At 67.9% G+C, this 23,254-nt stretch carries 24 protein-coding genes; 4 read left to right on the forward strand and 20 right to left on the reverse strand.

The window, feature by feature from the left end; translation table 11 throughout:
* Positions 1-4 precede the first annotated feature (4 nt).
* Complete coding sequence (locus MOE34_RS03390) at positions 5-1,939, forward strand: DUF2207 domain-containing protein (protein ID WP_242221015.1); 1,935 nt, start codon at positions 5-7, stop codon at positions 1,937-1,939.
* A 5-nt stretch (positions 1,940-1,944) separates the two neighbouring features.
* Here the strand turns inward: MOE34_RS03390 and MOE34_RS03395 are convergent, their stop codons facing one another.
* Positions 1,945-3,042 carry a glycoside hydrolase family 25 protein gene (locus MOE34_RS03395; protein ID WP_242221017.1) on the reverse strand — a complete coding sequence of 366 codons (1,098 nt, stop codon included), beginning with the start codon at positions 3,040-3,042 and terminating at the stop codon, positions 1,945-1,947.
* A gap of 131 nt (positions 3,043-3,173) precedes the next feature.
* Here MOE34_RS03395 and MOE34_RS03400 point away from each other — a divergent pair, with 131 nt between their 5' ends.
* Together MOE34_RS03400 and MOE34_RS03405 are read left to right on the forward strand one after the other, a co-directional pair.
* Entirely contained in the window at positions 3,174-3,926 is a 753-nt protein-coding gene (locus MOE34_RS03400) for a TlyA family RNA methyltransferase (RefSeq protein WP_242221019.1), read from the forward strand.
* Positions 3,923-5,179, forward strand: coding sequence for a class I SAM-dependent RNA methyltransferase (locus tag MOE34_RS03405; RefSeq protein WP_242221021.1), 1,257 nt, complete (start codon positions 3,923-3,925; stop codon positions 5,177-5,179). Before MOE34_RS03400 ends, MOE34_RS03405 begins: the two co-directional genes overlap by 4 nt.
* 48 nt (positions 5,180-5,227) lie before the next feature.
* On the opposite strand, the gene MOE34_RS03410 is transcribed toward MOE34_RS03405, so the two are convergent.
* From MOE34_RS03410 to MOE34_RS03470, 13 genes are all read right to left on the reverse strand, one after another.
* Positions 5,228-7,321 carry a methyl-accepting chemotaxis protein gene (locus tag MOE34_RS03410; RefSeq protein WP_242221023.1) on the reverse strand — a complete coding sequence of 698 codons (2,094 nt, stop codon included), beginning with the start codon at positions 7,319-7,321 and terminating at the stop codon, positions 5,228-5,230.
* 181 nt (positions 7,322-7,502) lie between these two features.
* Complete coding sequence (locus MOE34_RS03415) at positions 7,503-8,264, reverse strand: crotonase/enoyl-CoA hydratase family protein (protein WP_242221026.1); 762 nt, start codon at positions 8,262-8,264, stop codon at positions 7,503-7,505.
* 149 nt (positions 8,265-8,413) lie between these two features.
* Positions 8,414-10,186: an acyl-CoA dehydrogenase gene (locus MOE34_RS03420; RefSeq protein WP_242221027.1), complete on the reverse strand. Its 1,773-nt coding sequence runs from the start codon at positions 10,184-10,186 to the stop codon at positions 8,414-8,416.
* 226 nt (positions 10,187-10,412) lie between these two features.
* Positions 10,413-12,332 (reverse strand): 1-deoxy-D-xylulose-5-phosphate synthase, encoded by a 1,920-nt coding sequence (gene dxs / locus MOE34_RS03425; RefSeq protein WP_242221029.1) that lies wholly within the window; start codon positions 12,330-12,332, stop codon positions 10,413-10,415.
* 250 nt (positions 12,333-12,582) lie between these two features.
* Positions 12,583-12,987, reverse strand: a complete 405-nt coding sequence (locus MOE34_RS03430; RefSeq protein WP_242221030.1) for a DUF1801 domain-containing protein — start codon at positions 12,985-12,987, stop codon at positions 12,583-12,585.
* 15 nt (positions 12,988-13,002) lie between these two features.
* On the reverse strand, positions 13,003-13,425 hold the full coding sequence (locus tag MOE34_RS03435; RefSeq protein ID WP_242221032.1) for a DUF1801 domain-containing protein: 423 nt from the start codon (positions 13,423-13,425) through the stop codon (positions 13,003-13,005).
* A gap of 9 nt (positions 13,426-13,434) precedes the next feature.
* Positions 13,435-13,641 carry a hypothetical protein gene (locus tag MOE34_RS03440; protein ID WP_242221034.1) on the reverse strand — a complete coding sequence of 69 codons (207 nt, stop codon included), beginning with the start codon at positions 13,639-13,641 and terminating at the stop codon, positions 13,435-13,437.
* On the reverse strand, positions 13,638-14,072 hold the full coding sequence (locus MOE34_RS03445) for an SRPBCC family protein (protein WP_242221036.1): 435 nt from the start codon (positions 14,070-14,072) through the stop codon (positions 13,638-13,640). The genes MOE34_RS03440 and MOE34_RS03445 overlap by 4 nt, the downstream gene beginning before the upstream one ends.
* A complete protein-coding gene (locus tag MOE34_RS03450) occupies positions 14,069-14,392 on the reverse strand; it encodes an ArsR/SmtB family transcription factor (RefSeq protein WP_119254492.1) in 324 nt (107 codons plus the stop codon). The genes MOE34_RS03445 and MOE34_RS03450 overlap by 4 nt, the downstream gene beginning before the upstream one ends.
* Positions 14,393-14,585: 193 nt before the next feature.
* Positions 14,586-15,509 carry a pirin family protein gene (locus MOE34_RS03455; protein WP_242221038.1) on the reverse strand — a complete coding sequence of 308 codons (924 nt, stop codon included), beginning with the start codon at positions 15,507-15,509 and terminating at the stop codon, positions 14,586-14,588.
* Between the two features lie 97 nt (positions 15,510-15,606).
* Positions 15,607-15,855, reverse strand: coding sequence for an exodeoxyribonuclease VII small subunit (locus MOE34_RS03460; RefSeq protein WP_119254494.1), 249 nt, complete (start codon positions 15,853-15,855; stop codon positions 15,607-15,609).
* A 2-nt stretch (positions 15,856-15,857) separates the two neighbouring features.
* A complete protein-coding gene (locus tag MOE34_RS03465; protein ID WP_242221040.1) occupies positions 15,858-16,784 on the reverse strand; it encodes a histone deacetylase family protein in 927 nt (308 codons plus the stop codon).
* Between the two features lie 69 nt (positions 16,785-16,853).
* Entirely contained in the window at positions 16,854-17,804 is a 951-nt protein-coding gene (locus MOE34_RS03470; RefSeq protein WP_242221042.1) for a zinc-dependent alcohol dehydrogenase family protein, read from the reverse strand.
* Between the two features lie 80 nt (positions 17,805-17,884).
* On the opposite strand from MOE34_RS03470, the gene MOE34_RS03475 reads away from it, so the two are divergent.
* Positions 17,885-18,226: an acyl-CoA thioesterase gene (locus MOE34_RS03475; RefSeq protein ID WP_242223727.1), complete on the forward strand. Its 342-nt coding sequence runs from the start codon at positions 17,885-17,887 to the stop codon at positions 18,224-18,226.
* On the opposite strand, the gene MOE34_RS03480 is transcribed toward MOE34_RS03475, so the two are convergent.
* From MOE34_RS03480 to MOE34_RS03505, 6 genes are read right to left on the reverse strand one after another with little or no spacing between them, the layout of a single operon-like run.
* Entirely contained in the window at positions 18,212-18,607 is a 396-nt protein-coding gene (locus tag MOE34_RS03480; RefSeq protein WP_242221044.1) for a GFA family protein, read from the reverse strand. The genes MOE34_RS03475 and MOE34_RS03480 overlap by 15 nt on opposite strands.
* Before the next feature lie 8 nt (positions 18,608-18,615).
* A complete protein-coding gene (locus tag MOE34_RS03485) occupies positions 18,616-19,797 on the reverse strand; it encodes a thiolase family protein (protein ID WP_242221047.1) in 1,182 nt (393 codons plus the stop codon).
* Complete coding sequence (locus MOE34_RS03490) at positions 19,775-21,262, reverse strand: class I adenylate-forming enzyme family protein (RefSeq protein ID WP_242221049.1); 1,488 nt, start codon at positions 21,260-21,262, stop codon at positions 19,775-19,777. Before MOE34_RS03490 ends, MOE34_RS03485 begins: the two co-directional genes overlap by 23 nt.
* Positions 21,262-21,825 carry a biotin transporter BioY gene (locus tag MOE34_RS03495; RefSeq protein ID WP_242221051.1) on the reverse strand — a complete coding sequence of 188 codons (564 nt, stop codon included), beginning with the start codon at positions 21,823-21,825 and terminating at the stop codon, positions 21,262-21,264. Before MOE34_RS03495 ends, MOE34_RS03490 begins: the two co-directional genes overlap by 1 nt.
* Positions 21,826-21,858: 33 nt before the next feature.
* The gene (locus MOE34_RS03500; protein WP_242221052.1) at positions 21,859-22,464 is read right to left on the reverse strand and encodes an energy-coupling factor transporter transmembrane component T family protein; all 606 of its coding nucleotides are present in this window, start codon (positions 22,462-22,464) and stop codon (positions 21,859-21,861) included.
* Positions 22,458-23,138 (reverse strand): energy-coupling factor ABC transporter ATP-binding protein, encoded by a 681-nt coding sequence (locus MOE34_RS03505; RefSeq protein WP_242221054.1) that lies wholly within the window; start codon positions 23,136-23,138, stop codon positions 22,458-22,460. The genes MOE34_RS03500 and MOE34_RS03505 overlap by 7 nt, the downstream gene beginning before the upstream one ends.
* Between the last annotated feature and the right edge of the window lie 116 nt (positions 23,139-23,254).

The following is a 23,254-nucleotide window of genomic DNA, read 5'->3' on the forward strand; positions in this document are numbered from 1 at the left end:
CCCGATGCCGCGGATCGCCGCCCTCCTGACGTTCTGGCTCTGCCTTCTGATCGGGAGTGCGGCGCGGGCCGAGGAGTATTTCGACCGCTACCATTCCGACATTGCGCTGGCGAAGAACGGCGCGATGACGGTGACGGAAACGATCCGCGTCCATGCGGAGGGCAACGCCATAAGGCGCGGCATCTACCGCGACTTCCCGCTCACCTTCACCGACGCCGAGGGACGGGAGAAGGAGGTCGGCTTCAGGATCGTCGGCATCGAGCGTGACGGCCGGCCGGAACCCTACCGTACCGAGACCATCCGCCGTGGCGTGCGCATCTATTTCGGTTCCTCCGATGTGCTGCTGACGCCGGGCTTCCACGACTATCGCCTGACCTACGAGACGACGCGGCAGATCCGCTTCTTCGACACCCATGACGAGCTGTTCTGGAACGTCACCGGCACGCAATGGGCCTTCCCCATCCGGCAGGCGAGCGCGACGGTGAGCCTGCCGCCGGGCATCCGCGCCGAGGCGCTCACCTATTTCACCGGCCCCGCGGGCGCGACCGAGCGGAACGCGCGCGCCGAGAGCCGGGGCAATACGGCCACCTTCGAGACGACGCGCGGTCTTGGCCCGCACGAGGGCCTGACAATCGGCGTGAAGATGCCGGCCGGCAGCATCGATAGGCCGACTGCGGCCGAGGAGCGCGCCTATTTCCTCAAGGACAACCGCAACCTCTTCCTTGCCTTCGGCGGGCTGGCGCTCGTTCTCGGCTATTATGTCTGGGCCTGGCTTGCGGTGGGGCGCGATCCGCCGGGCGGCGTGGTCGTGCCGCGCTGGGATGCGCCGGAGGGCATCTCGCCGGCGCTCGTCAACTACATCGACGAGAAGGGGTTCGGCGGGCAGGGCTGGACGGCGGTCTCTGCCGCCTTCCTCAGCCTCGCGGTCAAGGGCCTTGTCGAGCTTTCGAACCTTGAGACGTCCATAACCGTCACGCGCACCGGCAAGCGGGTCGAAGGCGCCTTGCCGACGGGGGAGGCGACCCTGCTGTCCGCCGTGCCCACCGAAGGCAGCCAGTTCACCATCCATAAATCCAACGGCAAGCGCGTGCAAAGGCTGGGCGCCGAATTCCGTGATGCCATGGAAAGGGAGCATCGGCGGAAATACTATCTCGCGAACTGGCCGCAGGTGACGGGCGGTATCCTGCTGTCGCTTGCCTGCCTCGCGGCGCTGGCGATCTTCGGCTCCCTGCCGGAGGAGGGCCTCGTGCTCGTCATCCTTCCGGTCTTCGCCTCGGTCTTCGTATCGATTTTCGCCCTCGCGCTCGGCCGCAATTTCCGGCAGGCGAAAACGCTCGGCGCGCGCATCATGGCCGTCGTCATCATGGCTTTCGTCGGCTCCGTCTTCGTCACCGTCTTCGGCGGGATCGCCACCGCCATCGTGACCGAGGGCGCTGCGACGGGACACCTGCCGCTGTTCGCCGCCGTCGGTGGCATCGTGGTGACGAACCTCGTCTTCTTCTTCCTGATGGGCGCGCCGACGCCGCTCGGCCGCCGGATGATGGACGGCATCGCGGGCCTGCGCCAATATCTGACGCTCGCCGAGAGGGACCGGATGAATATGGCCGGCGCGCCGGAAATGTCACCGCGTCACTTCGAGACGCTGCTGCCCTATGCCGTGGCGCTCGGCGTGGAAAAGCCCTGGTCGGAAACCTTCGACCGCTGGCTGCTGACCGCCGCGGCGGCGGGCGCGGCCGCCGCCTACCAGCCCGGCTGGTATCATGGCGACAGCTTCTCCTCCGGCCGTTTCGGTGACCGTATGGGCGGCTTTGCCGGCTCGATGGCCCGCTCCATGACTGCCGCGCTGCCCGACCCGCCGAAAAGCTCCTCCTCCGGCTTCTCGTCCGGCGGCGGCTTCTCCGGCGGGGGTGGCGGCGGCGGTGGCGGGGGCGGCTGGTAGGCCGCTCAGAAGTCCTGGTAGTTCAGCGGCGTGACCTCGACGACATGGTTGCCGGGCGTGACCGTCACGTTGCCGATGGCGGCCACGCCGGCCTGTGCCTCGGCCGCGATACGGACCGGGAAGGCGGCGACGGCGCCGGAGGCAAGCGTGATCGCGCCCGTCGTCTGCGCCTCCGTGCCCGTGGAAACGCTGGCCTCCACGGTGGCCTTCAGCGCGCTGGAGGCGGGAATGGAGGCAGTGAGGATTTCGTCCACCGGCTCCAGGGGCTTTTCCGGCAGGAGGGTGCCGAAGGCCCAGACCTTGCGCAGCTCCGCCTTCGTCATCGGCGCGACATTGACGTCGATGTCGTTCTCCGCGCCCTTCACCCGGTAGGGGCAGCGCCGTTTCGAGCAGTTGGCGGCGGCGGAGAACTGCCAGAGCGCGTAATTGTCCCAGTTGCCCATCGGGAAACTGCCCTTGATGCCCGGCCTGTAGCGGGCATACCAGAGCGGCAGGCGCGAGAGGATGCGGTATGTATCACGGTTGGCGGCGATATGCCGGGCGGTCGCGTGGTTGGTGTAGAGCACCGGGTAGCGGCCCGTGCGCGTCTTGAGGTGGCCGGCGAAGACCTGCGCATCGGCCAGCGACATGTATTTGCCCGGGTCGATGCCCTCGATATCCAGCACCATCATCTCGTCGTCCTGCGGCTTGGCGTAGTCGAGGAAATGGTTGGCCTGGTCGACCGGGTTTCCGGGGCGGGCGAGATGGTAGGCGCCCCACAGGAGGCCCCTGGAGCGGGCAAGCAGCCGGCGTGTCTCGTAAAGCTCGCGGCTCACCGCATATTTACGCCACATCGTCTTGCAGTGCTCGACCGTGTCGCCGTTGTGGTCGCCCTTGCAGCTAAAGCTTTCCGGCAGCCCGTCGGAAGCCTTGGAGATGAAGCCGGCGATGCGCCTGTCGGAGAGCATGTCCGACCAGTCGATCTCGTTCAGTTCGTAGGCGTCGATGACGATGGCGTTTCCCGGCTTCTTCCACGGCTCCACATCGGCCGCCCGGGCGGGCAGGAAGAAGGCCGCGGACAGGGCGAGCGCCGCGGCAAGCCCGGAAAGCTGCTTCAGTTTCATGGACGCTCCTTCGCGAATCGCTGCTCCTCCGCAAGCGGCGATGGTGCGCCCGGCATGGTTAACGGCCGGCTAATGCGCCCGCGCGGCCGGCGGGGCTTGCCTCTTTGCGCCCGAAGCGGCATGAGAGGCGCATGTCCCATTCCACAGAAACCATCCGCCTCGACCAGCTCCTGCTGAATGCCGGCCTCGTCGCCAGCCGGTCGCGGGCGCGCGATGCGATCGCGCGCGGCACGGTCACGGTGAACGGCCGCGTCGTCACCAAGCCGAGCGCGAGCTTTCCCGCCTCGGCCGTCCTCGCCATCGACGACCCGGCGCAGGCCTATGTCTCGCGCGCGGCGCTGAAGCTGACGGCGGCGCTCGACCGGTTCCAGCTCGACCCCGCGGGTCTCGACTGTCTCGATATCGGCGCGTCCACCGGCGGCTTCACGCAGGTGCTGCTGGAGCGCGGCGCGGCCCATGTCGTTTCGGTCGATGTCGGCCATGACCAGATGCATCCGCGCCTTCGCGCCGATCCGCGCGTCACCAATCTCGAAGGGCTGAATGCGCGGGCGATGAGCCGGGCCAATCTCGACGGCCGCGCCATTGGCGCGGTGGTCTCCGACGTCTCCTTCATCTCGCTGAAGCTCGCCCTGCCCCCGGCGCTGACGCTTGCGGAACCCGGCGCCTTCTGCGTCCTGCTGGTCAAGCCGCAGTTCGAGGCGGGCCGCGAGGCGATCAGCAAGGCGGGGCTTCTGAAGGACCCGGACAGCGCGCCCGCCGTCGCGGCGGAGCTGGAACGCTGGCTCGTCGAGGAAATGGGCTGGCGGAGCCTCGGGCTTGTGCCTTCGCCCATCACCGGCGGCGACGGCAATCATGAATTTCTTCTTGGAGGGCGAAAGCCATGACGACCGAAACCCTCACCATCGCGCGGCTCGGCAGCGGCGGCGACGGCATCGCCGAAGCGCCGGGCGGTCCGGTCTACGTGCCCTTCACGCTGCCCGGCGAAACGGTTGCCGTGGCGCGGGTGAACAACCATGGCACGGTCATGTCCATGTCGGTCGCCTCGCCCGAGCGGGTGGAGCCGCCCTGCGCGCATTTCGGTCCCGACGGCCGCAACGGCACCTGCGGCGGCTGCACGCTGCAGCATGCGAGCGATGCGCTCTATCACGACTTCAAGCGCGGCCTCGTCGTCAATGCCCTGAAAAGCAAGGGCCTGACGCCGGATGTCGCCCCGCTGGTCATCGCCCGCCCCGGCGAGCGCCGCCGCGTCGCCTTCACCGCGCGCAGGACGGAAAAGGGCATGCTGCTCGGCTTCAACCAGGCCGGCAGCCACCACATCGTCTCCGTTGATCACTGTCCCATCGCCAGCGACGGCATCGTCTCCCGGCTGGAGGATATCCGCCGCGTCGCCTCGGCCATCGCCACGTCGAGCGAAGCCTTCCGCCTGACGGTGCTGGAAACCGCGACCGGTCTCGACCTCGCCTTCGAGGGCGTGAAGAAGGTGGGTGACCGGGAGCGGCAGGCCGTCACCGCCTGCATCCTCTCGCTGCGCGGCATCGCCCGCGTTTCCAACGATGGGGAAATCCTCATCGAGCCGGTCAAGCCGGAGATCGATTTCGCGGGCGTGCGCGTCTTCCCGCCGGCCGGCGGTTTCACGCAGGCGACGAAGCCGGCGGAAGAGGCGATGGCGGACCTTGTTCTGGAGGCGATCGGCAGGGCCAAGCGTGTTGCCGACCTCTTCGCCGGCTCCGGCACCTTCGCGCTGCGCCTCGCGCGCAAGGCCAAGGTTCATGCGGTGGAGGGCGACGAAAAGGCGATCAAGGCGCTGGACCACGCCGCGCGCAACACGCAGGGCCTCAAGCCCGTGACGGCGGAGCGGCGCGACCTTTTCCGCCGCCCGCTGATGGCCTCCGAGCTGAAGGTCTACGACGCCGTGGTCTTCGACCCGCCACGCGCCGGCGCGGAGGACCAGTGCAAGGAACTCGCCCGTTCCGGCGTCAGGACCATCGTTGCCGTCTCCTGCAACCCGGTGAGCCTCGCTCGCGACCTTTCCATCCTCACCGCCGCCGGCTACCGCGTCCGCCTCGTCACGCCGATCGACCAGTTCCTCTGGTCGGCCCATGTGGAGGCGGTGGCGGTTCTGGAGAAGGCCGCATGAAAAAAGGCCCGGATCGCTCCGGGCCTTTCTTTTTCAGGAAGCGGTCCGTCAGGCCGCCCGGCGGGAAGGGGCGGCATTGTATGCCGCCGCGCCTGCCTCCAGCCTGAACTGCGCCAGCAGGGCGTTGAGGGCGGCGGCTTCGGAGGCGAGGCCGTGGCTGGCGGCGGTCTGTTCCTCCACCATGGCGGCGTTCTGCTGCGTGCCCTGGTCCATCGTGTTGACGGCGGTGTTGATCTCCTGGAGGCCGGTCGACTGTTCGCGGGCGGCGAGCACGATGGCGTTCACATGGCCGTTGATCTCCTGCACCTCGCGCACGATGGCCTCGAGGGCCGCGCCCGTCTCGTCGACCAGCGCCACGCCCGAGCGGACCTGATCGCCGGAGGTGGTGATCAGCGCCTTGATCTCCTTGGCGGCATTGGCCGAGCGCTGGGCAAGCTCGCGCACTTCCTGCGCCACGACGGCGAAGCCCTTGCCGGCTTCCCCTGCGCGTGCCGCTTCCACGCCGGCGTTCAGCGCCAGCAGGTTGGTCTGGAAGGCGATGTCGTCGATGACGCCGATGATGTTGGAAATCTCGTGCGAGGACTTCTCGATGCCCTGCATGGCCGTGACGGCGCGGCGGACGACCTCGCCCGACTTCTCGGCCCCGGTGCGGGTGCGCGAGACGAGCGAGCCGACCTCCTCGGCGCGGCGGGTGGAGTCCTTGACCGTCGTGGTGATCTCCTCAAGCGCGGCGGCGGTCTCCTCGACGGAGGCGGCCTGCTGTTCGGTGCGGCGTGCGAGATCGTCGGCGGCCGAGCGGATTTCCGTCGCGCCGGCGTCGATGGCGCGGGCATTCTGGCCGACGGTCGCCATCGCGGTGTGCAGCTTGGTCAGCGAATGGTTGAAGTCGCTGCGCAGGCGGTCGAGATGGCCGGCGAAGGGCGCGTCGATGCGGTGGGCGAGGTCGCCCTCGGCGAGGCGGCCGAGGCCGTCCGCCAGCGCCTCGACGGCGTGCTGGATCTCGGCGGCCTCGCGAGCCTTGACGGCCTCGCGCTCGCGGCGCTCGCTTTCGGAGAGCACGCGGCCCTCCTCGGCGGCATTTTCGAGACGGCTGCGCTCGATGGCGTTGTCGCGGAACACGGCAACGGCGGCGGCCATCTGGCCGATCTCGTCGGTGCGTTCCTGTCCGGGGATTTCTGCGGTCACGTCGCCCGAGGCGAGCTTGGCCATGGCGGCCGTCATGTCCTTGACCGGGCGTACGACGAGACGCGACAGCACGGTTGCGAGGAAGCCCATCATGACGATGACGGCGAGAACCGTGGCGATCGTCGCAGCGATGCGGAACTGGTCGATGGCGGCGAAGGCCATGCCCCTGTCGATGGTGAAGCCGAGATACCATTCCACCGACGGCAGGCCCGTGACCGGCACGAAGGAGACGAGCACCGGCTTGCCGGCATAGGTCGTGTGGGCGATACCGCCGCCGATGGCGGGCGTGCCGTCCGGGAAGGCGTCGGCGAGCGCCTTGGTGACGAGCGCCTTGTCCTGATGCACGAGGATCTGGCCGTCCTTGCTGACGAGGAAGGCGAAGCCCATGCCGCCGAGGTCGACCGAGTTGACCATGTCGACGAGGGACTTCAGCGAGAAGTCGCTGCCGGCGACGCCGAGCAGCTTGCCGTCATGCTTGACGGGCGTGGCGGCGCTGATGATCAGGTCGTTGGTGGAAGCGTCGATATAGGGTTCGGTCAGGACGGGGCCGCCCGCCTTGATGGCATCCTGATACCAGGGGCGCTGGCGCGGGTCGTAGCCTTCCGGCATTTCCGACTTCGGCCACTGCGTGAAGACGCCCGCCTCGTCGCCGACATAGGTCGTCATGAACTGGCCGACCAGCACGTCGTTCTGCAGCACGGCCTCGATGCCGGCCGGGTCCGGGGTCTTGGCGGCGGCGTTGGCGGCCATTTCCGTCAGGGCGACGCGGGCGTTCAGCCAGTTGGAGATGCTCTGGGCGGCCTGCTTGCCGGAGCTGTCGATGCTTTCCTCGATGGAGTTGGTCAGCACGCTGCGCTGCAGGCTGTCGATGTAGACGGAGAAGCCGGTGAAGGCGGCGACGACGACGAGGGACGCGACGACGAGAATGCGCGTCATGAGGTTGGAGCGCTTGGACATGGGGCGCGATATTCCTTCAGGCACGCCCGCCAAAAGCGGGGGTGCGATGCTGAACGGCATGCCGGAGGGCGAAGGTCGGACGCATCATGCGACCGCCGGCAAGACTGCCGGAGAATGGTCGCACCATAGGAAAGCGTGTTTAAGGTCCTCTTAAAATTGATGGACCACAACTTGTACGGTGTCAGCTTTTTCCGCGCGCCATGAAGGCCTCGAAGGCCGCGCGCGCTTCCGGGCTTTTCAACTGCGCCGAGAAGTGGGCCGCTTCCTCGTCGATCCGTGCTGAAACGTCGGCGCGCGTGCCGCGAATGAGGCTGCGGGCGATGGAAAGCGCCTGCGGCGGCTTGGCGGCGAGGCGCCGCGCGGCGGCAAGCGCCTCGTCCTCCACGGCGGCCGGCTCCACGACGGCGTAGACGAGGCCGGCATCCCGCGCGGCCTCTGCCGAAAAGCCCTCGCCGGCGGCGAGCAGCGCGAAGGCGCGCTGGTGGCCCATCAGGCGCGGGGCCAGCAGGCTGGAGGCCGCTTCCGGCACCAGCGCGAGGTCCACGAAGGGTGTGCGGAATTCCGTGCGGGTGGAGGCGTAGGTGAGGTCGCAATGCAGTTGGATGGTCGTGCCGATGCCGATGGCGAGGCCGTCGACGCCGGAGACGAGCGGCTTCGCATGGGTCGCGAGCGCATGGAGGAAGTCGATCACCTCCCGGCCCATCGTGCCGCCCATGGCGAAGGCGAGGAAGTCGTTCATGTCGTTGCCGGCGGAAAAGCAGCCTGCCGAGCCGAGGATGAGCGTCGCCCTGACGCTCTCGTCCGCATCGCCTGCCTTCAGCGCGTCGGTCATCGCCTGGTACATGGCGCGGGTGATGGCGTTCTTCTTCTCCGCCCGGTTGAGGCGGATCACCTGCACGCCGGGGGCGCTTTCCGGGCGCTCGATCAGGATATGGTCGGTCATGTTCTCTCCCGGGGCCAAGCCCCTCATCCGCCTGCCGGCGCCTTCTTCCCGCAAGCGGGACGAAGGACTATGCCGCAATGTTTTCCAGGGTATCGACGCCACGTTTGGCGCGCCCCCTCTCCGCTTGCGGGGAGAGGGGCATGTTGCTCTCAGCCCAGCACCACGCGCGCCGCTTCAAGGCTCGCCGCGCCGCCGATGACACGCTCGCGCAATGCCGCCGTTTCGCCGATGACGTTCTCGGCGGCGAAGCGGCAGAGGGCGGCGCGTTCGGCGTTGCGGCCGTCGCCGCCGTCGGCGAGCGCGCCCTTGGCGAGATAGGCGCCCGTCAGCACGAGGCCGAAAAGGCGCTGGTAAGGCGTCGCGCCGGCCAGCGCCTCGGCCTGCCTGCCTTCGGCAAGCGTTGCGAGCAGCCATTCGGTGGCCGTTTCAAGGTCGGCGATGCTGGCTTCCAGGCGGTCGCCGGTCTCGCCGAGGGCAGGGGCGTTGGCGGCCTGCGCCTTGGCGGCGATTTCGCGCAGTTCGGCGATGAAGCCGCGGATGTGGTTTCCGTCGGAGAGCGGCAGCTTGCGCGTCACGAGGTCGATGGCCTGAATGCCGTTGGTGCCCTCGTAGATCGGCGCGATGCGGGCGTCGCGGTAGAGCCGGGCCGCGCCCGTCTCCTCGATGAAGCCCATGCCGCCGTGCACCTGCACGCCGAGCGAGGAGACATCGACGCCGGCATCGGTGGCGAAGCTCTTGGCGACGGGGGTGAGGAGGCTCGCGCGCTCGGCCCAGTGCCGCGCCTCCTCGCCATGCGACAGGTCGACGGCGTGGGCGCAGGCATAGGTGATGGCGCGCGCGCCCTGGGTCAGCACCTTCATGGTCAGCAGCATGCGCGCGACGTCCGGGTGCTCGATGATCGGGCTCATGCCCGAACCCTGCCAGCCGGGCGCCTTGCCCTGCGTGCGTTCCTTCGCATAGGCGACGGCCTTCTGCGTCGCGGCCTCGGCGATGGCGACGCCCTGCATGCCGACGGCGAGGCGCGCGTTGTTCATCATGGTGAACATGCAGGCAAGGCCGCGGTTCTCCTCGCCGATCAGCCAGCCGATGGCGCCCGGCTCGTCGCCGAAGCGGCCGTCGCCGTAGATCATGGTGCAGGTCGGTGAACCGTGGATGCCGAGCTTGTGCTCGATGGAATGGCAATGGGCGTCGTTGCGCGGGCCGAGCGAGCCGTCCGCATTGACGAGGAACTTCGGCACGAGGAAGAGCGAAATGCCGCGCGTTCCGGCCGGCGCATCCGGCAGGCGGGCGAGGACGAGGTGCACGATGTTGTCGGTGAAGTCGTGCTCGCCATAGGTGATGAAGATCTTCTGGCCGAAGAGGCGGTAGGTGCCGTCGCCGCGCCGCTCGGCGCGGGTCTTCATCACGCCGAGGTCGGAGCCGGCATGCGGCTCGGTGAGGTTCATGGACCCCATCCACTCGCCCGAGACCATCTTCGGCAGATAGGTGCTCTTGAGATGGTCGGAGCCGTGCGCCGTCAGGGCCTCGATGGCACCGATGGTCAGCGTCGGGCCGATGGCGAAGGCCATGGAGCCGCTGTTCCACATTTCGAGTGCCGCGACATGCAGCATGTGCGGAAGCCCCTGTCCGCCGAAATCGGGCGAGGCCGTCAGCGAGTTCCAGCCGCCTTCCGCCCAGGCCTTGTAGAGCGTGGGCCAGCCGTCGGGCATCTTCACCGCGCCGTCGACGAGGCGCGCACCCTGCGTGTCGCCGATCGCGCCGAGCGGAGCGACCTCCTCGCTGGCGAAGCGCCCAGCCTCGGAGAGGATAGCGTCGACAAGGTCGTCCGTCAGGTCGCCGAGATGGCCGCCTTCCAGCGCGGGGGCAAGCCCCGCCACATGCTTCAGCGTGAACGCAATCTCCTCGACCGGCGCCTTGTACATTTCATCCTCCTCCATCGCGCCCCGGACATGGGCGCGGCTTGCTGGCGGACAGATTATTGATTTTTACGTAAACGTCAACGTTTGGAAGCAAGGATACGGTAGGAAACCGGCCGGTCGGTGTCTCGTCGGGGAATTCCGGACGATGCCTGCTTGCGGAGGGAAACGACGCATCGCCCCTTCTCCCGGGCAGGAAGAAGGAGAGGCGATAGCTTCATTTGATGGTGGCTCAGCCCGCCGCGCCAACCCCGACGGCCTTCTGGCCGAGCGCCTGGAAGACGGTGGAGACGATGCCGGCGCGGTCGAGGCCGGCCTTGGCATACATGGCCTCCGGCTTGGCCTGCTCCATCCACTCGTCCGGCAGCACCATGGGGCGCACCTTCAGGCCGCTGTCGAGCAGGCCTTCCAGCGCCAGGAACTGCAGCACATGGCTGCCGAAGCCGCCCACGGCGCCTTCCTCGATGGTGATGAGGACTTCGTGGTTGCGGGCAAGCTGGCGGATGAGGTCGTGGTCGAGCGGCTTGGCGAAGCGTGCGTCGGCGACCGTCGTGGAGAGGCCGGATGCGTCGAGGTCTTCGGCTGCCAGCAGACAGTCGGCAAGGCGGGTGCCGAAGGAGAGAAGGGCGACCTTGCTGCCTTCCTTGATCACGCGGCCCTTGCCGATCTGAAGGATTTCACCGCGCGCTGGCAGGTCCACGCCGACGCCTTCGCCGCGCGGATAGCGGAAGGAGATCGGGCCGTCGTCATAGGCGGCGGCGGTGCGCACCATATGCTTCAGTTCCGCCTCGTCGGCGGCGGCCATCACCACGAAGCCGGGCAGGGTGGCGAGATAGGTCGTGTCGAAGGAGCCGGCATGGGTCGGCCCGTCTGCGCCGACGAAACCGGCGCGGTCGATGGGGAAGCGCACCGGCAGGCCCTGGATGGCGACATCGTGCACCACCTGGTCGTAGCCGCGCTGCAGGAAGGTGGAATAGAGCGCGCAGAACGGCTTGTAGCCCTCGGCGGCAAGGCCGGCGGCGAAGGTCACGGCATGCTGCTCGGCGATGCCGACGTCGAAGGTGCGGGAGGGATAAGCGTTTGCGAGCTTGTCGAGGCCGGTGCCGTTCGGCATGGCGGCGGTGACGCCGACGATCCTGTCGTCGAAGCCTGCTTCCTGCACCAGCGCATCGGCGAAGACGGCGGTATAGGCGGGGGCGTTCGGCTTGGCCTTGGCCTGCGCGCCGGTGATGACGTCGAACTTGTTGACGCCGTGATACTTGTCGGCGGCCGCTTCCGCCGGCGGATAGCCCTTGCCCTTCTGGGTGACGACGTGGATCAGCACCGGACCCCTGGAATTATCGCGCACATTGCGCAGCACGGGCAACAGGTGCTCGAAGGAATGGCCGTCGATCGGGCCGATATGGTAGAAGCCCATCTCCTCGAACAGCGTGCCGCCGGTGACGTAGCCGCGCGCATGCTCGACGGCGCGGGTGATCGCCCGGTCGACCTTCTTGCCGAGATAGGCCGTCAGCTTCTTGCCGAGTTCGCGGAAGCCCATATAGGTGCGGCCGGAGGCGAGGCGCGCGAGATAGGCGCTCATCGCGCCCGTAGGCGGGGCGATGGACATGTCGTTGTCGTTGAGGATGACAATGAGGCGCGCGTCGAGCGCGCCGGCATTGTTCAGCGCCTCATAGGCCATGCCGGCCGACAGCGCGCCGTCGCCGATGACGGCGATGACGTTGCGGTGCTCGCCCGAAAGGTCGGCGGCGACCGCCATGCCGAGGCCGGCGGAAATCGAGGTCGAGGAATGGGCGGCGCCGAAGGGATCGTATTCGCTCTCGGCCCGGCGGGTGAAGCCGGAAAGGCCGTCTTCCTGGCGCAGCGTGCGGATGCGGTCGCGACGGCCGGTGAGGATCTTGTGCGGATAGCACTGGTGGCCGACGTCGAAAATCAGCCGGTCCTTCGGCGTGTCGAAGACCTTGTGGATGGCGATGGTCAGTTCCACCACGCCGAGGCCCGCGCCCAGATGCCCGCCGGTGCGCGAGACGGCGTCGACCATTTCGGCGCGCAGTTCCGCTGCAAGTTGCGGCAGGTCACGGTCTTCGACGGCCTTCAGGTCCGCCGGGATGTGAACCTTGTCGAGCAGGGGCGTGGCTGGCGTTTGTGTCACTCTTGTGCCTCGTTGTCGGGCCCATCGGCGATGGCTCCTCGCGGAGACGTGCCCGGGCATTCGGTACTTGTACCGCGCTAGCCTGTCACATGCAGAATGCGGCGCGCGATTTCAACCGTTTCGACAAGTCTAGAGCGTATTTCGCCGGATTGATACCTTGCAAACCGACGCATGCACCGAGTCTTGTTGGGAAAATGGGGCATTTTGCGGACACGGTATCGTGACCGGCGGGGCATGCCTCCCGGCAGCCCTACGCCTTCTTTTTCGCGCGGGAGGATTGGTTGAGCGCGACGGCGGCGCGGATCAACGCCTTCAGCGCCTCCTCCCTGATGACCTCGCCCTCGCGAAAATCGATGGCGCGGCGCGTACTGCCGTCGAGGCTGGAGTTGAAGAGCCCGGCCGGATCCTCCAGTGAAGCGCCCTTGGCGAAGGTCATCTTCACCACGGCCTTGTAGGTCTCGCCGGTGCAGAGGATGCCGTCATGCTCCCAGACGGGAACGCCGCGCCACTTCCATTCCTCGACGACATCGGGATCGGCTTCCTTGATCAGGGCGCGCACACGCGCCAGCGTCTCGCCGCGCCAGTCGGCAAGCTCGACGATCCGCCCGTCGATCAGGTCGGAAGGGGATTGTGCATCGCTTTGCATCGCAGCCATGGTCGTCTCCGTTCGTTACAGGCGCTCGCCGGGAAGCCTGCTTGCCTGCCGTATCCACTCGGCAAGCAGGGCTTCATCCAGATCATCGCCTTCGTTGATATGGAAATAGCGGGTTTCCGGTGTCTTGGAGGCGACCGGCGGCGCCGGGTCGAGCGAGGTGCCGCGAAAGAAGGTCAGCTTTATGTATTTCGCAAAGCAATGATAGCCGAGAAACCAGCCGTCTCCCTCGATGCCGTAGAACGGCGAGTTCCACTTCACCGCCTTGTGGACATCGGGCACCGTCTTCTCGATCAGCGCGTCCAGCCGCCGTCCGATACCGCTCTTCCAGCCCGGCATCGCCGCGATATAGGCTTGGACCGGCCCGTCGCCGTAACCCTTGGCGATCTGCGGGTTGCCGCCCGAAAGCAGGACGGGTTTGTCGGTCTTCTCGCCTGCCATCACACCCTCCTAGCCGTGCCGCCACCGGGTGGCATAGGGCAGCGCGAAGAGATAGAGCCCGCTTGCGAGAAGCAGGATGAGCGGGAAGAGGGCGAGAAGGCCGACCCAGAAGGGCGGCTGCCCCTGCGTCATCGCCGCGATGTTGATGAGCACGGCGAGCGTGAAGAGGATCGAAAGCCAGCGATGAACCTGGCGGATTTTCAGGGTCCAGTTCATTGCGCGCCTCCCTGTTGCAGCCCTGCCAGGACCCGTTCGAGATTCGTGAAGTGCTGCTCCCAGCCGTAGCGCGCGCCGCCGAAGGCCTGCTTCTGCTCCGGCCGGAAACCGGTCTGCTCCATGCGCAGCAGCGTGCCCGAACCTGTCGGCGTCAGCGTGAAGCTCACCACGCTCCTCAGATCGAAAGCTGGGTCAGCATGCGCGTGATTCCAGGTGTAGGTGAGGCTTTTTCCGGGCTCCACCGTCAGCACGTCGCATTCGACGCTGCCCCAGTCTCCGCTGAGCGTGAACTTGTGGCCGACAACAGGCGCAAAATCGTTGCGCATCAGCCATTCGGCGATGAGGTGCGGCTGCGTCAGCGCGCGCCAGAGTTTTTCCGGCGGATGCGCGATCTCGCGCTCGACGACGACAGAGCGGATCTCCGTGTTCATTGGTCCATTCTCCTGAGCAGATTTTCGAGATCGTCGAACCGCGCCTCCCAGAACCGGGCCATCTGGCTGGTCCAGTCGACCAGCGGCGCAAGCGCGCCGAGCTGCGCGCTGTAATGGGTCTGCCGCCCCTCGTGGCGGTCGCGCACGAGGCCGGCCTGTTTGAGAAGGCCGAGATGTTTGGAGACGACCGGCTGTGAAACCCCGGCCTGCGCCGTCAGCGCGCCCACGGTCTTCTCGCCCTCGCGGCACAGCCGCTCGAAAAGCGCCCGACGCGTGGGGTCGGCCAATGTGCGGAAGAGGATGTCGTGCGGTTCGGTCAAAATACATACCTAGATGGCTATGGATTTTTATATAGCTCGATAGCTATGGGTTGGTCAATGGCAAAACTTCTTATGCGTCATCCCCGACCTTGAGCCGGGGATTTGGAGCCTCCGCGGAGGAGGTGGATGCTCGGACCAAGCCCGAGCACGACAACAGAGAGGAGAGAAAAATAAATAGCTCGATACCTATGCATCATCCCGCCGGCAGCGGCACGAACTCTTCCTCGTCGCCCGGCACTATGTCGAAGCGGCCGGTACGCCACTCTTCCTTGGCCTGCTCGATCCGCTCCTTGGAGGAGGAGACGAAGTTCCACCAGATGTATCGCTTGGAGCCGAGCGCCGCGCCCCCGAAGAGCATGATGTGACAGCCCTCCGGCCCCGCCTTCAGCGTGATGTGGTCACCCGCGCGGAAGACGAGCAGTCGGTCGGCCTCGAAGACGTCGCCGGCGACATCCAGCGTGCCGGAGAGAATGTAGACCGCGCGTTCTTCCCAGTCCGCCGCCAGTGGTGCGGAGGCGCCGGGGGCGAGCATCAGGTCCGTATAGAGCGTATCGGTCGGCACGCTGACAGGTGAGGCATGGCCCTCGTATTTGCCGATGATCGTGCGCCCGGTGATGCCGTCGGCGGAGAAGGCGGGAAGCTCGGCCTTCGTCGTGTGGGAGAAGACCGGGGCCGATTCCTCGAGATGGTCGGGCAGGGCCAGCCAGGTCTGGAGGCCGGAGATCGATTGCGGCTTGCCACGCAGGTTCTCCGGCGAGCGCTCGGAATGCACGATGCCGCGCCCGGCCGTCATCAGGTTCAGGTCGCCGGGGGCGATCACCATCTCGGTGCCGAGGCTGTCGCGATGCTTGATCTCGCCGTCGAAGAGATAGGTGACGGTGGAGAGCCCGATATGCGGGTGCGGCTTGACGTCGATCGCCTCGCCCGCGCGCAGCAACGCCGGCCCCATGCGGTCGAAGAAGATGAACGGCCCGACCAGTCGGCGCTTGGCCGTCGGCAGCGCCCGCCGCACCTCCAGCCCGCCGATATCGCTGGTGCGCGGAATGATCAGGTTTTCCAGCGCATCGCACGCCGCCGCATCCCCCGCCTCGGGGTCCTGTCCCGGAAAGAAGCTCATCACACCCTCCTGTGGTTGGTTCGTGCCGGCATGCTAGCGGGCAAGGAGGGGTGTGGATAGGGCGGCGGCTGTTGACGATGTGTCGCCGGAACGAAGCTCACGCCCCGTCGAGCGGCTCGGTGCCTTGCGGCTTGCCGGCGCGGTCGAGGCGGATCTTCTCGATGCGGTTCTCGGCGGCCGAAAGCAGGGTCTCGCAGTGCTTCTTCAGCGCTTCGCCGCGCTCATAGATCTCGATCGAGCGGTCGAGCGGCACGTCGCCGCGTTCGAGGGCGGCGACGATCTTTTCCAGTTCTTCGACGGCCTGCTCGAAGGAGAGGGCGGAAACATCAGGGGCGGTAGCGGTCATGGTCAGCCTCTCATCAGGCGGTAGATATGGGTGGCGGCGGATTCGGCGAGGCCCTGCAGGTCGTAGCCGCCTTCCAGCAGGCTGACCACCCGGTTGTTCGCCGATTTTTCGGAAAGCTCCATCAGCCTTCCCGTCGCCCAGTCGAAATCGTCGGCGACGAGGTTGATCTGGGCGAGCGGATCGCGGTGATGCGCATCGAAACCGGCGGAGATGACGATCAGGTCCGGCTTGAAGTCTGCGACACGCGGCAGGACGCGCGACTTGAAGGCCTCGCGGAAATGGTCGCTGCCGTCATTGGCCGAAAGCGGTGCATTGACGATATTGCCCGCGCCTGTCTCGTCCTTGGCGCCGGTGCCGGGGTAGAGCGGCATCTGGTGCGTCGAGCAGAACAGCACGGACGGGTCGTCCTCGAAGATATCCTGCGTGCCGTTGCCGTGATGCACATCCCAGTCGACGATGGCGATACGCTCGGCGCCGTAAGCCTTCTGCGCGTGGCGGGCGGCGATGGCGGCGTTGTTGAAGAAGCAGAAGCCCATCGCCTTCTCGCGCTCGGCATGGTGGCCGGGCGGGCGGGCGGCGACGAAGGCATTGTCGGCCTTGCCGGAAAAGACGGCGTCGACCGCCGCGATGGCCCCGCCGATGCCGGTCAGCGCCGCCTGCAGGCTCGCAGGGCTCGCATAAGTGTCGGCCTCGACCTGGTTGATGCCCTCCTCGGGCATTTCCGACATCACGGCGCGCAAATGGCTTTCCGGATGGGCGAGCAGCACGAAATCCTCGTTGGCCTGCGGGGCCTTCTCGCGCACCAGCGGCGAAAAGCGCTCGTGCTCCAGCGCGAGATTCAGCGCCCGGATGCGGTCGGACCGCTCCGGATGGCCCTCAGGCGTGTGGTGCTCAAGGAAGATCGGGTTCTCGAAGAGAAACGTCGTCATGGCCGGAAGCTACCCATTGCGGTTGGCGAGGTCCACGGGAAATGGGCCAGTGTCCACCCTTTTCAACCGTCACGGCGCGATGAGGAGCTTTCCGCTGCGCGCCGGGTCGTCCTGCCGGGCGAGGGCTGCCGGCAGGTCCCGCAGGGCGAAAACACCGTCGACATCCGAGCCGAGAACGCCTGCGCGGATGCCGGCGAAGCTCTGCGCGAAGGTGGCCTCGATGGCGGCGCGGGGGGCGGAATGTACCCAGTTGCGCAGCCAGAGGAAGGAGAAGGCGACCTCGTCCCGCCGCGCCGCCACCAGCGCCGGGTCGAGCTGCGCACCCGAAAGCGCGCCGTACTGGATGAAGGCCCCGCCGGAGCGGATCTGCCGGAACAGCGCATTGCCCGGCTCGCCGCCGACCGCATCGAGCACGCCGTCGAGCGGCGATGCCGGCTGGACGGCGATCTCGCCGTGAAAACTCTCGCCGAGCCGCGCTGCCGTCGCAGTGCTGCGTACCAGCGCGACAGGCCGGAATCCGGCGTCCGCGAGCAGCATCAACAGCATTCGGCCGATGGCGGAAGCGCCGGCGGTGACGCCGATCCGCTGGCCGCCCGCCTTGCCGAAATGCGCTTCCACGGCATCGATCAGCCGGAAGGCGGTGAGCGGGTTGACATAGGCCATGGCCGCCCGGTCGTCGGAAAGGTCGTCCGGCACGGCAAAACACCATTCGGCGGGGCGGACGAGGTATTCCTGCCAGAGGCCGCTCGCGCCGATGGGCAGCACGCGCTGGCCGACTGCAAGGCCGCTCACACCGGCTCCGAGCCGCGCGATTTCCCCGACGCCCTCGAAGCCCGGCACGAAGGGCAGGGCGGTGCGGCTGCGATAGGCGCCGGTGACGGGGATGAGGTCGGAGGGATTGATCGCGGCGCGGCGGATGCGGATTTCCACCTCGCCGGGGCCGGGGGCCGTGCGCTCCGCCTCTTCGAGGTCGATCACTTGCCGGGGATCGCCGAACGCTCTAACAACGGCACGAAGCATGGTTTACCTCGGGGCAGGACGTGGAACAGGCGGCAGACATCACGGTCAGCGAGGTCCGGATACCGTTCCGCGATATAGACATGCACGGCCACATGCACAATGCCGCCTACTACGCCCATGCCGAAGCCGCCGTCGCCAGCCTCTGGCGTCATCGACCGGTAGGCGCGAACGACCCCGTCTATTTCGTCCGCAAGTCCGGCTGCACCTTCCATCGCGGCCTGAAGCTCGATGATCTCGCCCGGTTCAAGGTGGCGGTGACGCGCATCGGCGCGACCTCGCTCACCTTCGCGGTGGCGATTTCGATGGAGGGGGCGCCCGTCGCGGATGTCGAGATCGTCTGGGTCGCCGTCGATCCGGCAAGCCGCCAGCCCGTCAACGTGCCGCAGGCGGTGCGCGACTGGCTGAAGTCATTCCTCGACTGAGGCGGTCTCGACCTTGATCCAGCCCGGCCGGCAATCCTCGAAGGAATGATATTCCGGCATGAAGGCCGGATCGGTCGGGTCGTCGAAACTGCCGACGAGGAGGGCGACGACCGGCTCATCGTCGATGGCCCCCATGGAGGAGCCGCAGGCCGGGCAGAAGGCGCGGCTGGAATAATCGGACGAGCGCCATGTCGATGGTCTGCCGGCCGCGCCCGTCCAGGCGATGCGCCCGGCGGGAAACTCCACCCAGGCGGCGGTCGGCGCGCCGGTATGCCGCTGGCAGAAGCGGCAGGAGCAGGTATGCGGCTTCTCCGCCGGTCCCGTCGCCTCGAAACGCACGGCTCCGCACAGGCAGCCGCCGGAATGGATATTGCCGGCCATGGCGCTCCTCACACTTTCCGAAACAGGGCGGCGATGCCCATGCCGCCGCCGATTCCCATCGTCGCCAGCGCCTCGGTGCCGGCGGCGGCCTCGCGCATCTGCGCGAAGAGCCGCGTGACGAGGATCGCGCCGGACGCGCCGTAGGGATGGCCGAGCGCCAGCGCCCCGCCGTCGCGGTTGACGGCGGCGGCATCGACGCCGAGCGCATCGAGGCTGGCGAGCACCTGCGCGGCGAAAGCCTCGTTGAATTCAATGAAGGGTATTTCCGCCGCAGCGAGACCGGGATTGCGCGCGGCGAGCCGCTCCATGGCGGGAACCGGGCCGAGGCCGAGCAGGTTCGGATCGACTCCCGCCACCGCGCTGTCCACCACTTCCATGCACATGGTCAGGCCCAGCCGCTTCGCCTCGGCCAGCGAGGTGACGAGCACGACCGAAGCCCCGTCATTGACCGGGCAGGCATTGCCCGCCGTTACGGTGCCGTCCGGCCGGAAGGCGGGCTTCAGCGCCGCGAGCTTTTCCAGCGAGGTGTTTTCACGCGGGCATTCATCGTGGGAGACGAGGCCGGCGGGTGTTTCGACGGGAACGATCTCGCGATCGAATCGGCCGGCCCTTCGGGCGGCCAGGGCGCGGCGGTGGCTTTCGAGCGCGAAGGCGTCCTGCCGCTCGCGACTGATGCCGGCATGGGCGGCGACGTTTTCCGCGGCGATCCCCATGTCCGGGTCGCCGATGGCGTCCGGGGCCATGCGGGCGCGGCGCACCGGCTCCGGCGCGCCGCCGGGTTCGGCGGGCGGGCGCAAGCGCAGATGCGCCCGGCTGGTGCTTTCCACGCCGCCGGCCAGATAGAACCGGCCCGCGCCCGCCTGCACCAGCCGGGCCGCAAGCGTGATCGCCTCCAGCCCGGAGCCGCATTGCCGGTCCACCGTCATGCCGGGCACGCAGACCGGCAGCCCGGCCTCCAGCGCGGCGAGCCGCGCAAGGTTCCCCGCGCTGTTGGCGGCATTGCCGAGGATCACGTCGTTCACCGCCTCGGGAGCAAGCCCGGTTTCCGCGAGGATGCGGCGGATGAGCGGCGCGGCAAGGCCCGCCGGCTCGATGGCGGCGAGAGAGCCGCCGATACGGCCGATAGGCGTGCGCAAGGCCGCCGCGACGACGGGAATGCGGGCGGGATCAGGCGAACCGTTCGAGCGCATCGTTTTCCTCCGCCACCCATTGCCGCACCGTCTTCGCCTCCACCTTGCCGGAGGGTGTCACCGGCATGGCGCGGCAGCGCCAGATGCGCCGCGGCTGCTTGTAGCGCGGCAGAACTCCATTCATGGCGGCCTGTAGTGTTTCGGCCGTCAGGCCCGGCCCGGCCGGCTCGATCACGGCCACCAGTTCGCTGCCGAGATCGGCATGCTCGACGCCGAAGACATGGGCCGCGCGCACGCCGGCAAGGCCGAGAAGCACCGCCTCCACCTCGGAAGGATAGATGTTGTTGCCGCCGGACAGCACCATGCCGCCGGCGCGGCCGAGGAGATGCAATGTTCCGTCCGCCTCGAGGAAGCCGAGGTCGCCGACCGTCGCAAGGCTGCCGAAGCGGGCAAGCCCCGCCCCGTCGCCCGCGCCGAGATAGCCGGTGGCGACGAGCGGGCTTTCGACGAGGATCGTGCCCGTTTCGCCCGTCGCCACAGCCTTGCCGGCGTCGTCGAGAATGGCGAGCCGCACGCCCGGAAAGGCTCTGCCGACGGCGGTAGAGGAGGCGGCGTCGCCCGGCGTGGTGACGGTGATGAAGCCGAGTTCGGACGCACCGTAATATTCGCGTAGCGCAGCCCCGGGGAAATGTTCGGCGCAGAGCGCGTGGTCCGCCGCCGTCAGCTTCGCGCCGGCCACGGTGATCGCCTCGACATGCGTCATCGGCGCGCCCTCGCAGAGCCGGCGCAGCATGGTCGGCACCAGGACGAGGCGGCGGATGTTTCCGGTTTGGATCGTCTTGCGCGCCTCGGCCGCGTCGAAATGCCGGGCCGAATGGAAGAGGCTGCCGGCCAGCAGGGTTTCGGTCATCGCGTAGAGCGCAAGGCCGTGGGCGAGGGGGCCGGGGGCATAGGTGCTCGTGGCGACGCCAATGCCGAAGAAGGGCGCGCCGGCTGCAAGGCTGATGCGCCAGGAGCGCCGGTCGCGGATGATCGGTTTGGGATCGGCGGTGGTGCCGGAGGTGAAGACAATCAGGAATGGATCGGCATCGTCGCCTTCCGGAAGGGGCGGGGCGTCGGGGCTGTCGTCCCCGGTTGCGGCGATCGCCGCTCCGGTGCGGGGATTTGCAAGGATGAGGTCATCGTCCTCGGCGGTGACGACGATATCGGGATCGAGACGGTCGATCATGCGCCGCCGCGCGGTCTCCGGCAGATGCGGGTCGATCAGCGCGGCGCAGGCGTTGCCGGCCGTCGCCGCAAGAAAGGCGGCGGGAAAGAGCGCATGGTTGCCCGTGGCTATGGCGACGAGGCGGTGCCGCGCGCCGATGACGCTGCGGCCTTCCGGCGCCAGCGTGGCGAAGGCCGCATGCAGCCGGCGCGCGGTTGCCGCAAGTTCTGCGTAGGAAAGAACCCGGCCCTCCAGTTGGAAGGCCGGGCGGGATGGGTTGGCGGCGGCGTGCCGTTCGATGGCGCCGGAAAGCGGCATCAGGCGCGCTGCGGCAGCAGCGGGTAGCCGGCCAGTACGGCACGGCCGGCCAGCATGGCGACGAAGGCCTTGATGAGGTCGCCGGGCAGGAAGGCGGCGGAAGCCTTGGTCGCATCGACCAGCGTCAGGCCGCCGGCATGGGCGAGCCACGGAACGCCGAGAAGGTGGACGACGCCGACGCCGCCGATGACGGCCGCCGCGAAGAAGGCGACGAACTGCGCGCGTTCCGCCTGGCTCTCGCGCACGAAGCGCTCGGCGACGAGGCCGCAAACGAAGGCCCCGGCGATCCAGCCGGCGATATAGCCCGCGCCGGGACCTGCCAGGATGGCAAGGCCGCCGCGCCCGCCGGAAAGCACCGGCAGGCCGATGGCGACGAGCAGGACCATGAGCAGCATGGCGAGCGCCCCGCGCCGCGCGCCGAGGATGCAGCCCGCCAGCATCGGCCCGAGCGACTGCGCGGTGATCGGCACGGGAATGAAGCCGAGCGGGATGGGCGGCAGCAGGCCGAGCACCACCGTGATGGCGGTGAAGAGGGCGATGAGGACGATGTCTCTGGTGGTCATGTCGGGTTCCCCGGATGGACGATGGGTTGGCGTTTAGTGCCGCCGAAAGCCGCGGGCGTCAATCGCCATGGCGATGGTGTCCGCATCCTTCAGCGTCAGGATGATAAGCGGCGCGAGCGTGGTGAGCGGGCGCACCGGCAGGCCCCGCGCCCTGTGCGCGTCGGCAATGTCCTGGTAGCGCGCGAAAATCTCCGGCACGAAGCGGATGACGAGGCCGACGGCAAGGCTCACATCCGCCGCCCGCACGAAGCCGAAGCGCTCCAGCGGCGCGATGAGCCGGGCGATCTCGTCCATGAAGGCGGAGATGCCCGTCGTCGCGGTAACGGCGGCGGCGAGGAGGACGAGCGCGGACAGCCGGCAGAAGACGGCGAGCGCCTCGAGCGGCGAATGGACGAGCCAGTTCATCGCCGCCACGAGCAGCACCGTGAAAAGCACGAACCGTGTGCGGCGGAACGCCTCGGCAAGGCCGATGCCGGTCGAAAGATAGACGAGCGCGGCAAGGAGGAGCGCCGGTGCGAGAAGCCGCAGGTTGGAAATGAGGAAAAGCCCGATCGCCGCCACGAAGAGCAGGAGGAGCTTGCTGCGCACCGGCATGCGGTGCAGCGGCGAGGAACCTTCGATATCCAGCCCGTTCAGCATGCCGCGATCTCCCGGTAGGCGCGGATCGCCTCCGCCGGCCGGTCGTCCGCCGCAAGCCGTCCCTCGTGGAAGACGAGCACCCGGTCGAAGGTGTCGAGCAGGGCGAGGTCGTGGGTGATGACGAGCACCTGTTCCGGCAGGCCGGCGACGGTGCGCTCGATGAGCGCGCGGTTCTTCAGGTCGAGCTGGTTGGTCGGCTCGTCGAGAATCAGGAGGTCCGGGCCCGTGACGAGCACGCTGGCGATGGCGCCGAGTTGCGTTTCGCCGCCGGAAAGCTCGTGCACGCGCCGCCGCGCAAGGTGGGATATGCCGAAGCGTGCGAGGATGGCCTCGGTGCGCCCGGCGATCTCCGCCTTATCAAGGCCACGGTTCTTCAGGCCGAAGGCGATGTCCTCGGCAAGGATCGGCAGGATCATCTGGTGCTGCGGGTTCTGGAAGATGAAGCCTGTCCGGCCTCGCGCGGCTTCCGCGTCCTTCACCGTGTCGAGGCCGCCGACCGTCACCGTGCCCGCGGTCGGCTTGACGAGGCCGTTGACAAGCCGCGCCATGGTGGTCTTGCCCGAGCCGTTGAGACCCACGACGCCGATGCGCCGTTCACCGAGCGTCAGGTCGAGCGGGTGAAGGGCCACGCGTCCGGCATAGCTCACCGTGGCGGCGGTAAAGACGATATCCAAGAGCGGGATCCCGGTTCGAAGAAAATCGGGGGGAGCTATAGCACGGCGCGGCTCAAAGGGAACCGTGGGGTGGTTGCATTTGGCCGGTGCAGAAAATGAATGGAACAAACCGAGAA

Origin of the sequence: Shinella zoogloeoides, from assembly GCF_022682305.1 — a bacterium.
Taxonomy (GTDB): Bacteria; Pseudomonadota; Alphaproteobacteria; order Rhizobiales; family Rhizobiaceae; genus Shinella; species Shinella zoogloeoides_B.

Excerpts from the sequence above, each read along its gene's own strand:
- MOE34_RS03455 (WP_242221038.1), bottom strand. The coding sequence starts at position 15,509 with ATGAGCTTCTTTCCGGGACAGGACCCCGAGGCGGGGGATGCGGCGGCG.
- MOE34_RS03445 (WP_242221036.1), bottom strand. The coding sequence starts at position 14,072 with ATGAACACGGAGATCCGCTCTGTCGTCGTCGAGCGCGAGATCGCGCAT.
- MOE34_RS03405 (WP_242221021.1), top strand. The coding sequence starts at position 3,923 with ATGACGACCGAAACCCTCACCATCGCGCGGCTCGGCAGCGGCGGCGAC.
- MOE34_RS03495 (WP_242221051.1), bottom strand. The coding sequence starts at position 21,825 with ATGACCACCAGAGACATCGTCCTCATCGCCCTCTTCACCGCCATCACG.
- MOE34_RS03420 (WP_242221027.1), bottom strand. The coding sequence starts at position 10,186 with ATGTACAAGGCGCCGGTCGAGGAGATTGCGTTCACGCTGAAGCATGTG.
- MOE34_RS03470 (WP_242221042.1), bottom strand. The coding sequence starts at position 17,804 with ATGCTTCGTGCCGTTGTTAGAGCGTTCGGCGATCCCCGGCAAGTGATC.
- MOE34_RS03435 (WP_242221032.1), bottom strand. The coding sequence starts at position 13,425 with ATGGCAGGCGAGAAGACCGACAAACCCGTCCTGCTTTCGGGCGGCAAC.
- MOE34_RS03490 (WP_242221049.1), bottom strand. The coding sequence starts at position 21,262 with ATGCCGCTTTCCGGCGCCATCGAACGGCACGCCGCCGCCAACCCATCC.
- MOE34_RS03485 (WP_242221047.1), bottom strand. The coding sequence starts at position 19,797 with ATGCGCTCGAACGGTTCGCCTGATCCCGCCCGCATTCCCGTCGTCGCG.
- MOE34_RS03415 (WP_242221026.1), bottom strand. The coding sequence starts at position 8,264 with ATGACCGACCATATCCTGATCGAGCGCCCGGAAAGCGCCCCCGGCGTG.
- MOE34_RS03465 (WP_242221040.1), bottom strand. The coding sequence starts at position 16,784 with ATGACGACGTTTCTCTTCGAGAACCCGATCTTCCTTGAGCACCACACG.
- MOE34_RS03480 (WP_242221044.1), bottom strand. The coding sequence starts at position 18,607 with ATGGCCGGCAATATCCATTCCGGCGGCTGCCTGTGCGGAGCCGTGCGT.
- MOE34_RS03430 (WP_242221030.1), bottom strand. The coding sequence starts at position 12,987 with ATGGCTGCGATGCAAAGCGATGCACAATCCCCTTCCGACCTGATCGAC.
- MOE34_RS03500 (WP_242221052.1), bottom strand. The coding sequence starts at position 22,464 with ATGCTGAACGGGCTGGATATCGAAGGTTCCTCGCCGCTGCACCGCATG.
- MOE34_RS03400 (WP_242221019.1), top strand. The coding sequence starts at position 3,174 with ATGTCCCATTCCACAGAAACCATCCGCCTCGACCAGCTCCTGCTGAAT.
- MOE34_RS03460 (WP_119254494.1), bottom strand. The coding sequence starts at position 15,855 with ATGACCGCTACCGCCCCTGATGTTTCCGCCCTCTCCTTCGAGCAGGCC.
- MOE34_RS03410 (WP_242221023.1), bottom strand. The coding sequence starts at position 7,321 with ATGTCCAAGCGCTCCAACCTCATGACGCGCATTCTCGTCGTCGCGTCC.
- MOE34_RS03475 (WP_242223727.1), top strand. The coding sequence starts at position 17,885 with ATGCACGGCCACATGCACAATGCCGCCTACTACGCCCATGCCGAAGCC.
- MOE34_RS03390 (WP_242221015.1), top strand. The coding sequence starts at position 5 with ATGCCGCGGATCGCCGCCCTCCTGACGTTCTGGCTCTGCCTTCTGATC.
- MOE34_RS03395 (WP_242221017.1), bottom strand. The coding sequence starts at position 3,042 with ATGAAACTGAAGCAGCTTTCCGGGCTTGCCGCGGCGCTCGCCCTGTCC.
- MOE34_RS03440 (WP_242221034.1), bottom strand. The coding sequence starts at position 13,641 with ATGAACTGGACCCTGAAAATCCGCCAGGTTCATCGCTGGCTTTCGATC.